The sequence below is a fragment of the Aeromonas sp. QDB31 genome, from assembly GCF_027707605.1.
GTDB lineage: Bacteria > Pseudomonadota > Gammaproteobacteria > Enterobacterales > Aeromonadaceae > Aeromonas > Aeromonas media.
This window is the reverse complement of sequence record NZ_JAPCIX010000005.1, coordinates 122,876-136,797: the sequence shown is the minus strand read 5'-3', so window position 1 is coordinate 136,797 and position 13,922 is coordinate 122,876. Positions and strand designations below refer to the sequence as shown.

The following is a 13,922-nucleotide window of genomic DNA, read 5'->3' as shown; positions in this document are numbered from 1 at the left end:
GAATTTGCGGGCGATGCGCTTGTGAAAGGAGGTGATGTGGCTCGTGAATTTTTCAATTCAACGTTGGGCTGCGGGGCATCCGTCCATCACGGACTCGTCGTCATCCAGGCATCGGGATGATAGCCACGGGTTTGCCATCAGGGGGCGGAAAATGAAAAGCCCCCGATGGACGGGGGCTTTTGGGACTGGCGAAGGGCACTTAGAGGGCGGCGATCTCGGCCTGCTGGGCCTCAAGCTTGGTCAGCTGGAGACGGTAATCTTCCAGCTTCTCGCGCTCCTTGGCGATGACGGCATCCGGTGCCTTGGCGACGAAGGCCTCGTTGCCGAGTTTGCCTTCGATACGGCCGCATTCACCCACCAGACGGGCCACCTCTTTGGCCAGACGGGCCAGTTCGGCATCCTTGTCGATGAGGCCCGCCATGGGGATCATCAACTCGGTAGCACCGATCAGCTTCTTCACCGACAGGGGGGCGACTTCACCGTCCGCCAGCACGCGGATAGATTCCAGACGAGCCAGGGACTTGAGGAAGGCCTCGTTGTCACCGGCGCGCTGGGCGTCCTTTCCATCGCACTTGAGCAGCACGTTCAGGGCTACGCTCGGAGCCACGTTCATCTCGGCGCGGATGTTGCGGATGCCGACGATGAACTCCTTCACCCACTCCTGATCCGCCATCGCGGCGTCGTCTACCTTGGCGGCATCGAACTCCGGGAAAGCCTGAATCATGATGGTGTCGGCGTGCACGCCGGTCAGCGGAGCCACCGACTTCCAGATGGTCTCGGTGATGAAGGGGATGATGGGGTGCGCCAGACGCAGCAGGGTCTCCAGCACAGTCACCAGGGTGTGACGGGTGGCGCGCTGCTCGGCCTCTGAGCCCTTGCCCAGCACCGGCTTGGTCAGCTCCAGATACCAGTCGCAGAACTGGTTCCAGATAAATTCGTACAGCACGCCGGCCGCGATATCGAAGCGATAGGTATCGAGCGCGGTGCGGAAGTCGCGGATGGCGACCTGCAGCTGGGACTGGATCCAGCGATCCGCCAGGCTGAACTGCATCTCGCCGCCGTGCAGGCCGCAGTCCTGATCTTCGGTGTTCATCAGCACATAGCGGGAGGCGTTCCACAGCTTGTTGCAGAAGTTGTTGTAGCCGTCCAGGCGCTTCATGTCCCAGTTGATGTCACGGCCGGTAGAGGCCAGCGCCGCCAGCGTGAAGCGCAGGGCATCGGTACCGTGTGCCTCGATCCCTTCCGGGAACTGCTTGGCGGTGCGCTTGCCGATCTTCTCGGCCATCTGCGGCTGCATCATGTTGCCGGTGCGCTTCTCCAGCAGATCTTCCAGCGAGATGCCGTCGATCATGTCGAGGGGGTCCAGCACGTTGCCCTTGGACTTGGACATCTTCTGGCCTTCTTCGTCACGGATAAGGCCGGTGATGTAGACGGTCTTGAACGGGACTTGCGGCTGACCGTTTTCGTCCTTGATGAAGTGCATGGTCATCATGATCATCCGGGCAATCCAGAAGAAGATGATGTCGAAGCCGCTCATCAGCACGTCGGTCGGGTGGAAGGTCTTGAGCGCCTCGGTGTTGTTCGGCCAGCCCAGGGTGGAGAAGGTCCACAGGGCGGAGCTGAACCAGGTGTCGAGCACGTCTTCGTCCTGACGCAGGGTGGTCACGGACGGGATGCTGTGCTTGGCACGCACTTCCGCCTCGTCACGGCCCACGTAGACGTTGCCTGCGTCGTCATACCAGGCCGGGATGCGGTGACCCCACCACAGCTGACGGGAGACGCACCAGTCCTGAATGTCGCGCATCCAGGAGAAGTACATGTTTTCGTACTGTTTCGGCACGAACTGGATACGGCCATCTTCCACCGCTTCGATGGCGGTCTTGGCCATGGGGGCCACGCGCACGTACCACTGGTCGGTCAGCATCGGCTCAATGGGCACGCCGCCGCGATCGCCGTAAGGCTGTTGCAGCACGTGATCCTTGATCTCGGCCAAGAGGCCCAGCTCGTCCAGCTTGGCGACGATGGCCTTGCGGGCGGCGAAGCGCTCCATGCCGGCAAACTCGCTCGGCAGGGCGGCGTCGTAGGCGGTGCTGGGGTTGCCGTTGGTGTCGACCACTTCGGCCTCGGCACGCACGTGGGCGTCCAGGGTGAAGATGTTGATCATCGGCAGGTTGTGGCGCTTGCCCACTTCGTTGTCGTTGAAGTCGTGGGCCGGGGTGATCTTCACGCAGCCGGTGCCCTTCTCCATATCGGCGTGTTCATCGGCGACGATGGGGATCAGGCGGTTCACCAGTGGCAGCAGAATGTGCTGGCCGATCAGCGCCTTGTAACGGGGGTCTTCCGGGTTCACGGCCACGGCGGTATCGCCCAGCATGGTCTCCGGACGGGTGGTGGCGACGATCAGGTGATCCTGACCTTCGGTTGTCTTGGCGCCGTTGGCCAGGGGGTAGCGCAGGTGCCACATGTGGCCCTTGATCTCGCGGTTTTCCACTTCCAGATCGGAGATGGCGGTGTTGAGTTTCGGATCCCAGTTCACCAGGCGCTTGCCGCGGTACATCAGGCCATCTTCGTAGAGACGGACGAACACTTCCTGCACGGCGGCGGAGAGGCCTTCATCCATGGTGAAGCGCTCGCGCTCCCAGTCCACGGAGTCGCCCAGGCGGCGCATCTGGCGGGTGATGGTGCCACCGGACTCTTCCTTCCACTGCCAGATCTTGTCGATGAAGGCTTCACGGCCGTAATCGTGGCGGGTCTTGCCCTCTTCGGCGGCGATCTTGCGCTCAACCACCATCTGGGTGGCGATACCGGCGTGGTCGGTACCCGCCTGCCACAGGGTGTTCTTGCCCTGCATGCGGTTGTAGCGGATCAGGGTATCCATCAGGGTTTGCTGGAAGGCGTGACCCATGTGCAGGCTGCCGGTGACGTTCGGCGGCGGGATCATGATGCAGAAGGAGTCTTTGCTGGTGTCGCCGTGGGGCTTGAAGTAACCCTGGGCTTCCCAGTGCTGATAGAGCGCCTGTTCGATGGCATTGTGATTAAAAGTCTTTTCCATGGTCTCGCCGTATTCTGGATGGATGGAGTCTGGTGTTGAGTCGTCGTGGATCGAGGGTGGCGCAGTCAGGGCTGCGCCGGATCCGGTGCGGCAAGGACGGGCTGATCCCTCATCTCGAGGGCATGACCCGCCTGGCGATAGTGCTTGTAGCGCTCGCGGGCTTGCTGCTTTTGCGTTTCGTCAGTGGGGACAAAATCTACCACTTGAGCGAAGTGTCCTGCAAACAAAGGTGTCTGCTCGGCCAGGTTGATGAGGCGGGCATAGCGCCGCTTCGGTGGCTGATGGCCTATCTCCACCGGGGCCTGGCCGCTCTCCCCCTGCAACTGGTGCGGCACGAAACGATCCGGCGGCAGTTGCCACAGCAGTTCGTCCAGGCGCAGAGCCTGGGCCTCGTCGTTGCAAAACAGATAGAGGTGGCCGGCACTCCAGCCATCGGCCACCAGCTGGCAGGCGAGGTGTTCGACCGCAGACGCCTGAGCGTCGTCAGGCTCACTCATCAGGTAAAAGGTCACTTGGCTCATCAGGTTGGTCCCGTTTGGCTGTGACGGACAGCGATTGGCCGTCTGCGGGGCGCCGTGCCAGGCACGGTCTTCCCGGATTCTCTCAATGAAACAAGGAAGAGGCGAGCCTCTTCCTTGTGGTACCACTCCCCTGATGCGGGCATCTGAAGAGAGGGGTTACTCCTTGTCTTCGACGTCCGCCACGCCGGCTCGATTGAGCAGGAACTGGGTCAGCAGGGGCACGGGGCGACCGGTGGAACCTTTATCCTTGCCGCTCTTCCAGGCGGTCCCTGCGATGTCCAGGTGGGCCCAGTTGTACTTCTTGGTGAAGCGCGACAGGAAGGCGGCGGCGGTGATGGTGCCGGCCGGACGGCCGCCTATGTTGGCCATGTCGGCAAACGGGCTCTCCAACTGCTCCTGATACTCGTCGAACAGGGGCAGGCGCCAGGCGCGATCGCCGGCCTGCTCGGAGGCGTTGAGCAGCTCGTGGGCCAGCGGGTTGTGGTTCGCCAGCAGACCCGAGGTGTGGTGACCCAGGGCGATGATGCAGGCGCCGGTCAGGGTCGCCACGTCGATCACGGTTTCGGGATCGTAGCGGTCCACATAGGTGAGGGCATCGCACAGCACCAGGCGACCCTCGGCGTCGGTGTTGAGCACCTCGACGGTCTGGCCGGACATGGTGGTGAGGATGTCACCCGGGCGATAGGCGTTGCCGCCCGGCATGTTCTCGCAGCCTGCCAGCACGCCGATGACGTTGATGGGCAGCTGCAACTGGGCCAGGGCGTGCATGGTGCCGAGCACGGAGGCGGCGCCGCCCATGTCGTACTTCATCTCGTCCATGCCGTCCGCCGGCTTGATGGAGATGCCGCCCGAATCGAAGGTCAGTCCCTTGCCCACCAGTACGATGGGCTTGGCGTCGGCGTTGCCCTTGTATTCGATGATGGCCATCATGGCTTCGTTCTCGGAGCCGCGGGCCACCGCCAGGTAGGAGTTCATGCCGAGTTCTGCCATCTCCTGCTCGCCGATCACCTTGGTGGTGATGTTGTCATAGGCATCCGCCAGACGGCGGGCCTGGGAGGCGAGGTAGGCCGGGTTGCAGACGTTGGGCGGCATGTTCGCCACGTCGCGGCAGATGCGTACCCCTTTCGCCACGGCCAGGCCGTGGGTGATGGCGCGCTCGCCTATGGTCAGTTCCCGACGCGTCGGCACGTTGAATACCAGCTTGCGCAGCGGACGGCGCGGTTCGGCCTTGTTGGTCTTGAATTGATCGAAGCTGTAGAGGCCCGCCTTGGTGGTTTCCACCGCCTGGCGCACCTTCCAATAGGTATCCCGGCCCTTGACGTGCAGCTCGGTCAGGAAGCAGACCGCTTCCATGGACCCGGTCTCGTTCAGGGTGGTGATGGTCTTGTTGATGATCTGCTTGTACTGGCGTTCGTCGAGTTCCCGCTCCTTGCCGCACCCGACCAGCAGCACGCGCTCGCTGAGCACGCCCGGTACTTGATGCAACAACAGCATCTGGCCTGGTTTGCCTTCCAGATCGCCGCGGCGCAGCAGCGAGCTGAGGTAGCCGTCGCTGATCTTGTCCAGCTGTTCGGCAACCGGAGAGAGGCGGCGAGGCTCAAAAACGCCGACCACGACGCAGGCGCTGCGTTGCTTCTCAGGACTGCCACTCTTTACACTGAACTCCATGGAATCTCCTACATCCTAAAGACAAAAGGCACCATTTATTGAATAATGCGGTGCTTGTTGGGGTATCAGAGGCGGAGCGAACAGCCACAGGCTCCGCAGTTCAAACTGGTAAAAATCCAATATAGGGCCCTATTTTTCAGGCATTCGACTAAAAACACAAGTTTACTTGGGAATGACTGTGATCGTTTTCCGATATTTGTTCAGGGAGACCCTGAAAACCCAGCTGGCGGTGCTGTTCGTACTGCTGCTTATCTTCGTCAGCCAGCAATTTATCCAGATCATCGGCGATGCTGCCGATGGTGAGGTGCCGACGCGCCTGGTTTCCACCCTGCTGCTGCTCAACCTGCCGAATATGGCCCTGTTGATGCTGCCTATCAGTCTGTTTTTAGCCATTCTGTTTGCTCACGGTCGTTTGTATGCGGAAAGCGAGATGACGGTGATGCATGCGGTAGGCTTCAGCCACCGCTTCGTGATGGGCAGTGCCCTGCTGCTGGCTCTGCTGACAGCAGCCGTCGCCGCATTCAATACCGGCTGGATCGCCCCCCAGGCCAAGGAGCGCGAGTATCAGGTGATCGACGAGTTCAAGGCCGATCCTGGCATCTCCTTCCTGCAGGCCGGCCGTTTCATGGAGCTCGACAAGGGGCGCCTGGTTGCCTACATCCAGGATCTGAACGACAAGGGATCCGAGTTGCAGAAGATCTTCGTGCTACAGCGTGCCGAAGGGAGTTCGCCCCCTTCCGTGGTGGTGGCCAACGAGGGACAGGTGACCGCCGACAGCAATGGCCTGCAATGGCTGACTCTGAAGGACGGTTCCCGCTATGAAGGTCAGTTCACCGGCAAGCAGTTCCAGGTCTCCGAGTTCAGCGAATACAGCCTGGTAATCCGTCAGCAGGAGATGGAGCGCTCCAACCGCAAGGCGGCGGCCAAGCCGACCATGGCGCTGCTGGGTACCCAGGACAATCAGCTGATGGCCGAGCTGCAGTGGCGTCTGTCGCTGCCCTTCTCCATCCTGGTCCTCACTGTTCTGGTGGTACCGCTGGCCCGGGTCAACCCCCGCCAGGGGCGTTACGCCAAGCTGTTGCCGGCCATCCTGCTCTATCTCTCCTATTTCCTGCTGCTCAGTGCCGCCCGTTCAGCCATCGACAGCGGGCGTCTGCCTCACTGGCCAGGCATGTTCCTGGTGCCGCTGGTCTATCTGCTGCTGATCGGGGTGCCGCTCAACCTGCAGGGCACCAGCTGGTGGAACGGGGTCAAGGGCCACTTTTTCAAAGGCAAATCAGCATGATGCTGCAACATAGGAGTTTCTGTTGATGTTCGGCATTCTCGATAGATACATCGGCAGGGTCATCTTCATGTCGATCCTGCTGTGTGAACTGACCCTGGTCGGGCTGGCGGCGCTCATCAAATATGTGGAGCAGTTGAAAGCCGTGGGGGAGGGCAATTACGACATGCTCAACGCCCTCTATTTCGTGCTGCTCTCCATGCCCAAGGAGGCGGTGCTGTTCTTCCCCCTGGCGGCCCTGCTGGGTGGCCTCATCGGCCTGGGTCAGCTCGCCACCAGCTCCGAGCTGGTGGTGATGCAGGCATCGGGTCGCTCCAAGATCAGCATCGTGATGGCGGCGCTCAAGACGGCGATCCCCCTGATGCTGCTGGTCGGTCTGATGGGCGAGTACGTAGCCCCGGCCGCCAAGCGGATGGCGGATGACATCAAGGCGGGTGCCATGTCAGAAGGGCGACTCACCGTCTCGGCCTACGGTGTCTGGGCGCGGGATGGCAACAACTTCGTCAATATCAACGGGGTGCGCAACGACGGCGCCCTGACCGGTATCACCCTGTATCGTTTCACTCCGTCCCGCAACCTGATCGACGTGGTCCAGGCGCAGGAAGGGGTGTTCGAGCAGCATCACTGGCTGCTCAAGCAGGTGCACATCACCCGCTTCGACGATCCCAAGCAGATCCTGGACGAGAAACATGCCCAGATGCAGTGGCAGTCCGAGCTGACTCCCAAGCAGCTGGGGGTGGTGAGCATTGATCCCGAAAACCTGCCCATCTCGGGACTGCGGGATTACATCGGCTATCTGGACGCTAACAAGCAGGACGCAGGACGCTACAAGCTGGAGATGTGGCGTAAGCTGCTGTCGCCGCTGTCGGTGGTGGCCATGATACTGCTTGCGTCTTCCTTCATTTTCGGCCCGCTGCGCTCGGTGAGCATGGGGGCCAGGATGCTGATGGGGATCATGACCGGCTTCGCTGTCTATGTGAGCGATCGGGTATTCGGCCCGGTCAGCCTGGTGTATGCGGTACCGCCCATCCTGGCTGCCATTGCACCCAGCCTGCTGTTTGGTGGCATCTCCTTCTATATCCTGAGCCGCAAGCAGTGACACTGGCTGTGGTGTGAGACGACAAGAAACAAGAAGGGCACCCAGTGGGTGCCCTTCTTGTTTCTTGTCTCGTACTCGGCTGGTCACTTGTTCAGCTGCTCCAGGTTCTCCTGCTTGCTCAGCACCACCACTTCACATTCGGCCCAGATGTCCTGGAAGGCGCGGGGCCGTGCACGATTGAACACGCACATCAGGTTGCCGAGACCGAAGGCCGAGGTCGCGAGCCGGATCAGGGCCTGGGTGATGCGAATGTTGCTGCCGTCCAGATTCTGGATGCGCAGGCGCCAGGCGCGCATACCGATGGTCTGGCCGGCGCGGGTCCAGAACCAGGTGTAGAAACCGCAGATCACCAGGGCGAGCCAGGCGCTGTAGAGGGGACTGGTCAGCAGCCAGGCCGCATCCTTGCCCTCGGGTACGGTCGCCATGCCGGTGGCCAGCAGCAGTTGCGCCACCCCCATGCCGATGAAACCGGCGATGATCAGCAAGGCGATGACCACCAGGTAGTCATAGAGCAGGGCACCCAGGCGCCGCAGCAGCCCAGCCGAAGGGTGCTGGTGCTGGGGGGGAGGCTGGAGAGAGGAGGGGGTCTTGCGCTTGGCCATGATGATTATTCCATTAATATGATGCGGGCATTCTATGTAACTGGCCGAACATCGGCAAGGCGTTGAATAATTGAGCAAACGGTGGCCGTGCAAGAAAAACACCTTGCATGCCAAAACGCCATTCGTATAATCCCTCGCAGTTGCCCGGGTGGCGAAATCGGTAGACGCAGCGGATTCAAAATCCGCCGTTGCAAGACGTGTCGGTTCGAGTCCGACCCCGGGCACCATCAACTAATTCAATGACAAAAGGCCATCCTCGCGGATGGCCTTTTGTTTTTCAGCACTCGCGGCCCCTCAATCGATGCTCTGGCTGATCCGTCACAGCACGTTTGAGAGGTCGTAGGGACAGCACTCCTTCATGTGCCACGGCTGGGTGGCGATCTCCGTGACCCTGATGCCGTAACGGGGGTGATCTGGCTTTCCTCTCCGTGAGCCCACCAGGCGGCCACGTCCTCCATCAGGATGAGCATCATGAAGTGCTCGGCCAGCGCCTCGTGGTAATGGTCCTGCAGCAGGAAGCTCACCGCCCCGAAATGGAAGTAGGCCGGAGGCCAGGGTGAACCCGAGATCCTGATAGAACTGCCTGGAGAGGCTGACGTCGCGGGCAGGCACGAACACCTTGATTTTGGGCATGGCGAGACAGGGCATGGGCTCCTCGTTCGGGTGACAGGGCAAACCTGGTCGCGCCGGTATGGTCAGGAAGATCGGGCTCAGACCAGATCAGGCGGTGAATCCCCTTCTGCGCTCCCATCCTCTCCCTCAGAGGAATGATGCCCAACCTACGCCATCATGTGACTTCGTCATGCAAAGGCGTTTTTCATTTGTTCAATAAATGAGCGTCAGGGCCAGCCGGGCCCCCGTTGCCCCGGGATTTTTCCCGTTTGGTATGCCCAGGTGCCATCCTGGTGCAACGCCCGGCACTGCACAGCCGAAGTGCGCCTCCCTGCCTGATTGTGGGCGGGATGCGCCAATATGGTGCATCAGATCGCACAATCAAATTCAAGTAATTGAAAATAAAGAATTATATTTTCTGGCCTGCTTTATGCTTTAGATAAATCAGGTCGCCATGAAGAGCCCGCAGAGTCATGCCCGAGGGGGTGGCACGCTGGATGTGACGATGCGTGCAAGTGGCCAAGTTTGACATTCATATCAGGAAATGGACCCGGCCGGGTGCCGGGACGACAAGGAGAGGGCTGTATGTTCAAGAGACTCGTAGTGACTGGCCTGCTGGCGCTGAGCGCCACCATGGCCACCCCAGGTTGGGCAGAAGAGGTAGCCGCTCAGGCCGACGTGGTGCAGGCTGCCGCGACCGTGACCATCAACAAGGGAGACAACACCTGGTTGATGCTGGCGTCCGCCCTGGTGATCCTGATGTCTATTCCGGGGCTGGCCCTGTTCTACGGTGGCCTGGTACGCGCCAAGAACATGCTGAGCGTGCTGATGCAGGTGTTCACCCTGTTCTGCCTGATCACAGTGCTCTGGGTCATCTACGGCTATTCACTGACCTTCACCGAGGGGAGCGCCTTTTACGGTTCGTTCGACAAGCTGCTGCTGGTCGGGGTGACCCCCGAGTCTATTGCCGCCACCTTCAGCAAAGGGGTGGGGATCAGCGAGTTCATCTATGTGGTGTTCCAGGGGGCCTTTGCCGCCATCACCTGCGGGCTCATCGTCGGTGCTTTCGCCGAGCGGATGAAGTTCTCGGCCGTGCTGCTGTTCGCCGTGATCTGGTTCACCTTTGCCTACATTCCGATGGCGCACATGGTGTGGTACTGGGCCGGTCCGGATGCCTACACGGATGCCGCCGCCGCCGAGGCTGCCGGTGCCACCGCAGGCTATCTGTTCCAGCACGGCGCCCTCGATTTCGCCGGCGGCACTGTGGTGCACATCAACGCGGCGGTCGCCGGTCTGGTCGGTGCCTTCATGGTCGGCAAGCGGGTCGGCTACGGTCGTGATCCCATGGCTCCCCACAGCCTGACCATGACCATGATTGGCGCCGCCCTGCTCTGGTTCGGCTGGTTCGGCTTCAACGCCGGCTCCGCGCTGGAAGCCAACGGCACGGCCGCCCTGGCCTTCGTCAACACCTGGTTGGCGCCGGCAGGTGCCGCGCTCTCCTGGACCTTGGCCGAATGGATGATGAAGGGCCGTCCCTCGCTGCTGGGCGCCGTGTCCGGTGCAGTGGCGGGTCTGGTGGCCATCACTCCTGCCGCCGGTTTCGTCGGTGTCGGTGGTGCCCTCATCATCGGTCTGCTGAGCGGTGTGGCCGGTCTGTGGGGGGTGCATGGTCTCAAGCGCCTGCTGAGGGCCGATGACAGCCTGGACGTGTTCGGCCTGCACGGGGTGTGCGGTATCCTGGGAGCCGTGCTGACTGGGGTGTTCGCCAGCCCGGATCTGGGTGGCACCGGGGTGTGGGACTATGTGACCAACCAGGTGGCCGAGGGCTACTCCATCCTGACCCAGGTGAAGATCCAGGTCATCGGTGTGCTGGTGACTGTGGCATGGACTGCCCTGGTCTCCGCCGTGGCCTACAAGCTGGTGGATCTGCTGATTGGCCTGCGGGTCAAGGAAGATGCCGAGCGGGAAGGGCTGGATGTCACCAGCCATGGGGAGAAAGCCTACAGCCTGTGATCCCCTCAGGCTCCCGTTGACTACCTGCCGCCGGCCTTGTCCGGCGGTTTTTTTATGGTGACCCATGAGGCGCCCCCCATCCAGCGAGCTCTGATCCTGCCTGCCGTTATTTCCTTCAAGGGGCGTTTTATGCCTGCAATTTGGCCGGATCTCCGCTAAACTCTGCCACCCTTTATTTGGGGTAGCTGGGTCATCCCTGCTTCCACCCTTTCTTCTATGCCTTCGGAGCCGCTCATGCCGTTAGTGGGACACCAACATCAGATCGATATTCTGGAACTGACCGACAAGGGGGATGGCAAGGGTCGCCTGTTCGATCGCCCCCTGTTTGTCGAGGGTCTGCTGCCCGGTGAGCAGGCGCTGGTCGAGTTGACCGAGGTCAAGCCGAACTATCTGCACGGCAAGCTGGTCGAGCTGACCCAGCCGTCCGCCGACAGGGTTCCCGATTTCTGCCCCAACACCGAGTGCGGCGGCTGTCAGGTGCGCCCGCTGGCCTATCCGGCCCAGCTCAAGCTGAAACAATCCCTGGTGCAGAGCGCGTTGGAGCAGGTTGGGCTGGGTGAGACCCAGGTCAACCCCATCCTCGGCATGGACAGCCCCTTCGCCTACCGCAACAAGGCGCAGTACGCCGTGCGTGGCAGCGAGGCCGGCGCCGAGATCGGCTTCTATCGCAAGCACTCCCATGATCTCATCACCGCCGACGACTGCGCGGTGCAGGACTCCCTGCATGTGGAGCTCAATGCCCGGGTGCGTGGCTGGATGCGTGAGCACGACATTGCCGCCTATGACGAGGTGGCCCACACCGGCTGCGTGCGCAACCTTATGACCCGCAAGGGCTTCAAGAGCGGCGAGCTGATGGTGGTGCTGGTGACCCTGGGCGAGGCGCTGCCCTTCGAGGCCGAACTGCTGGCGGCCCTGAGGGATCTGCCCATCACTACCCTGGTGCAGAACATCAATGACGAGCGCACCAACCGCATCCTGGGGACGAGCAACCGCGTGCTGCTGGGGGAAGGAGTGATCCGCGACAAGATCCACGAGCTCGCGTTCGAGATCTCGCCGCTCTCCTTCTTCCAGAACAACCCGAGCCAGACCGATGTGCTCTACTCCAAGGCGCTTGAATACAGCGAGCTGACCGGCAACGAGACGGTGTTCGACATCTATTGCGGCATCGGCACCATTTCCCTGTTCCTGGCTGGCAAGGCCGCCAAGGTGGTGGGCATCGAGTCGGTGGAGAGCGCCATCAGCGATGCCCGTCGCAACGCAGCTCTCAACGGCATAGAGCACACCGAATTCCACGTGGGCAAGGCCGAGCAACTGATGCCCGAGCTGCACGCCCAGGGCGTGACTGCCGATGTGGTGGTGATGGATCCGCCCCGCAAGGGCTGTGACAAGGCGGTGCTGCAGACCCTGGTCGCCATGGCGCCGCGCCGGCTGGTCTATGTCTCCTGCAACCCCCAGACCCTGGCCCGGGATCTCGCCTGGCTGGTCAAGCAGGGCTTCGTGCTGGACGAGGTGCAGCCGGTGGACATGTTCCCGCACTCCATGCACGTGGAAGCGGTCGCCCGCCTGAGCCTGCCAGCGAAAGCCTGATCGGGCTGCTGCGCCATAAGGGCATGGCATTAGCCAGATGGCTCTGATAAAAACGACTCCAAATGGAGTCGTTTTTTTATGGCCGTGGACCGGCATGACAACCAGGCAGGGAGAGCGGGGTGATGATTCGTTTGGCGGACGTGGAGGATGCAGCGGCGCTGGATCACTTCTTTGGGCAGCTGGATCGGGAGACCCGCTTCATGCTCTATGAGGTGGGGGAGCGACCCTCAAATATCGAGGGGCAGCGCCAGCGGCTCGAGGCCATGGCGGCGGTCCCCAATCAGGCCATGTGGCTGCTGGTGCTGGCCGGAGAGGTGCAGGGGTTTGCCGTGCTCATCGGCGGCGGCCTGGCGCGCAACCGGCACTGTGCCCAGGTGGTGATGGGATTGCGGTCGAATGCGCGCGGCCAGGGCTGGGGCGAGCGGCTGCTGCGTACCCTGATCGCGAGTGCGCCGGATTGCGGCATCAGCAGACTGGAGCTGGGGGTGATGGCCCATAACGAGGCGGCTCATTCACTTTATCGCAAGTGCGGTTTCCTGGATGAGGGGTTGCGGCGACAGGCGTATCGGCTGGACGAGGGCTATGTCGACGAGATCAGCATGGGGCTGCTGTTGCCGTTCACGGCCCCATGACGCCGCTGGGCCCGTGAGGCTGGCCCGGCGCGCGCGATTGGGGCAGGCTGTAGCGGGAGAATAATAGAGACGAGGAGGGCCCATGAAGGGGATTTTGCTGCGTTGGCTGGCTCGCTACGATGCCTGGTGCCAGGAGTGGGGACTCACTCCGGAGAACCGGCGCTGCTGCGCGCCGGTGCGACATGATGAGGACGAGCAGGAGGAGCCTACGTCGGAGGGCGATGCCTCGCCACTCAATCAAAATTGCGCGTCACGGCCCCGGTAACGCTGTTGTACTCAAATCCCAACCCGTCCGGATAAGCGGGGAAGCGGCCGATGGAGTCGCGCAGGGTATAGCTGCAGTTGCTGTGTTCTAGGCCTCCAGCCTCTGTTTGATCGTATGCAGGGATGAGTTGCGAAATATAATCTGGTTCGGCACCTGTTTTATCTTCATCCGCCACTGTTTGTTCTGTATCGAGTAGTCCGGTGAAGAGAAGCTCGCAGTCTGCTCTGCTGTTGACAGATATTTCATTGCTTTTTCCGCCAGGGAAAATGGTGTCAATCCCCATACCAGGTCGATTTTCATCGGTCCCTACTGGCCAGCCATAGTGGTTGATGTCGAGATCCTGCTTGCCCATGCCGCTAAAGTTATAGAGTGCCAGCGGTTCCCCCTTCACCTTGACCGCCCAGCCCGCATGGGCGAGCTGCACGGCGCTGGCAAAACCGCCCGCGGTCGCCGAGACGCTGCTCTTGAGCCCGTCGTCCTGGATATTGATGAAGCGGGGCAGGGCGGTGACCGCCAGGATGGCCAGCACGACGATGACCAGCACCAGTTCGAGCAGGGTAAAGCCGTGGGAAAGGTGTTTTGGCATGGA

10 protein-coding genes and 1 tRNA gene are annotated in these 13,922 nt (G+C 61.6%); 6 read left to right on the top strand and 5 right to left on the bottom strand.

The features are described 5' to 3' along the window. Window positions 1-199: 199 nt before the first annotated feature. From PG898_RS07335 to pepA, 3 genes are all read right to left on the bottom strand, one after another. Window positions 200-3,052 carry a valine--tRNA ligase gene (locus PG898_RS07335; RefSeq protein WP_270823614.1) on the bottom strand — a complete coding sequence of 951 codons (2,853 nt, stop codon included), beginning with the start codon at window positions 3,050-3,052 and terminating at the stop codon, window positions 200-202. Between the two features lie 65 nt (window positions 3,053-3,117). Then, window positions 3,118-3,573, bottom strand: a complete 456-nt coding sequence (locus tag PG898_RS07330) for a DNA polymerase III subunit chi (RefSeq protein ID WP_270823615.1) — start codon at window positions 3,571-3,573, stop codon at window positions 3,118-3,120. A 156-nt stretch (window positions 3,574-3,729) separates the two neighbouring features. Beyond that, window positions 3,730-5,241 (bottom strand): leucyl aminopeptidase, encoded by a 1,512-nt coding sequence (gene pepA / locus PG898_RS07325; RefSeq protein WP_041206455.1) that lies wholly within the window; start codon window positions 5,239-5,241, stop codon window positions 3,730-3,732. A 172-nt stretch (window positions 5,242-5,413) separates the two neighbouring features. On the opposite strand from pepA, the gene lptF reads away from it, so the two are divergent. Both lptF and lptG read left to right on the top strand, forming a co-directional pair. Continuing rightward, window positions 5,414-6,526: an LPS export ABC transporter permease LptF gene (lptF, locus tag PG898_RS07320; protein WP_005332438.1), complete on the top strand. Its 1,113-nt coding sequence runs from the start codon at window positions 5,414-5,416 to the stop codon at window positions 6,524-6,526. A gap of 25 nt (window positions 6,527-6,551) precedes the next feature. Then, window positions 6,552-7,622 (top strand): LPS export ABC transporter permease LptG, encoded by a 1,071-nt coding sequence (gene lptG / locus PG898_RS07315; protein WP_171277177.1) that lies wholly within the window; start codon window positions 6,552-6,554, stop codon window positions 7,620-7,622. An 83-nt stretch (window positions 7,623-7,705) separates the two neighbouring features. On the opposite strand, the gene PG898_RS07310 is transcribed toward lptG, so the two are convergent. After that, a complete protein-coding gene (locus PG898_RS07310; protein WP_005332441.1) occupies window positions 7,706-8,224 on the bottom strand; it encodes an RDD family protein in 519 nt (172 codons plus the stop codon). Window positions 8,225-8,366: 142 nt separating this feature from the next. Here PG898_RS07310 and PG898_RS07305 point away from each other — a divergent pair. From PG898_RS07305 to PG898_RS07290, 4 genes are all read left to right on the top strand, one after another. Further along, window positions 8,367-8,451 (top strand) — tRNA-Leu (locus PG898_RS07305). A 970-nt stretch (window positions 8,452-9,421) separates the two neighbouring features. After that, on the top strand, window positions 9,422-10,849 hold the full coding sequence (gene amt / locus PG898_RS07300; protein ID WP_270823617.1) for an ammonium transporter: 1,428 nt from the start codon (window positions 9,422-9,424) through the stop codon (window positions 10,847-10,849). 234 nt (window positions 10,850-11,083) lie between these two features. Then, window positions 11,084-12,436 carry a 23S rRNA (uracil(1939)-C(5))-methyltransferase RlmD gene (gene rlmD, locus PG898_RS07295; RefSeq protein WP_270823618.1) on the top strand — a complete coding sequence of 451 codons (1,353 nt, stop codon included), beginning with the start codon at window positions 11,084-11,086 and terminating at the stop codon, window positions 12,434-12,436. A 122-nt stretch (window positions 12,437-12,558) separates the two neighbouring features. After that, window positions 12,559-13,068 (top strand): GNAT family N-acetyltransferase, encoded by a 510-nt coding sequence (locus PG898_RS07290; protein ID WP_226172973.1) that lies wholly within the window; start codon window positions 12,559-12,561, stop codon window positions 13,066-13,068. Between the two features lie 233 nt (window positions 13,069-13,301). On the opposite strand, the gene tppF is transcribed toward PG898_RS07290, so the two are convergent. Further along, complete coding sequence (tppF, locus tag PG898_RS07285) at window positions 13,302-13,919, bottom strand: type IVa pilus pseudopilin TppF (protein WP_226171262.1); 618 nt, start codon at window positions 13,917-13,919, stop codon at window positions 13,302-13,304. Between the last annotated feature and the right edge of the window lie 3 nt (window positions 13,920-13,922).

Coding starts and splice junctions, on each gene's coding strand:
- PG898_RS07335 (WP_270823614.1), bottom strand. CDS start 3,052: ATGGAAAAGACTTTTAATCACAATGCCATCGAACAGGCGCTCTATCAG.
- PG898_RS07330 (WP_270823615.1), bottom strand. CDS start 3,573: ATGAGCCAAGTGACCTTTTACCTGATGAGTGAGCCTGACGACGCTCAG.
- pepA (WP_041206455.1), bottom strand. CDS start 5,241: ATGGAGTTCAGTGTAAAGAGTGGCAGTCCTGAGAAGCAACGCAGCGCC.
- lptF (WP_005332438.1), top strand. CDS start 5,414: ATGACTGTGATCGTTTTCCGATATTTGTTCAGGGAGACCCTGAAAACC.
- lptG (WP_171277177.1), top strand. CDS start 6,552: ATGTTCGGCATTCTCGATAGATACATCGGCAGGGTCATCTTCATGTCG.
- PG898_RS07310 (WP_005332441.1), bottom strand. CDS start 8,224: ATGGCCAAGCGCAAGACCCCCTCCTCTCTCCAGCCTCCCCCCCAGCAC.
- amt (WP_270823617.1), top strand. CDS start 9,422: ATGTTCAAGAGACTCGTAGTGACTGGCCTGCTGGCGCTGAGCGCCACC.
- rlmD (WP_270823618.1), top strand. CDS start 11,084: ATGCCGTTAGTGGGACACCAACATCAGATCGATATTCTGGAACTGACC.
- PG898_RS07290 (WP_226172973.1), top strand. CDS start 12,559: ATGATTCGTTTGGCGGACGTGGAGGATGCAGCGGCGCTGGATCACTTC.
- tppF (WP_226171262.1), bottom strand. CDS start 13,919: ATGCCAAAACACCTTTCCCACGGCTTTACCCTGCTCGAACTGGTGCTG.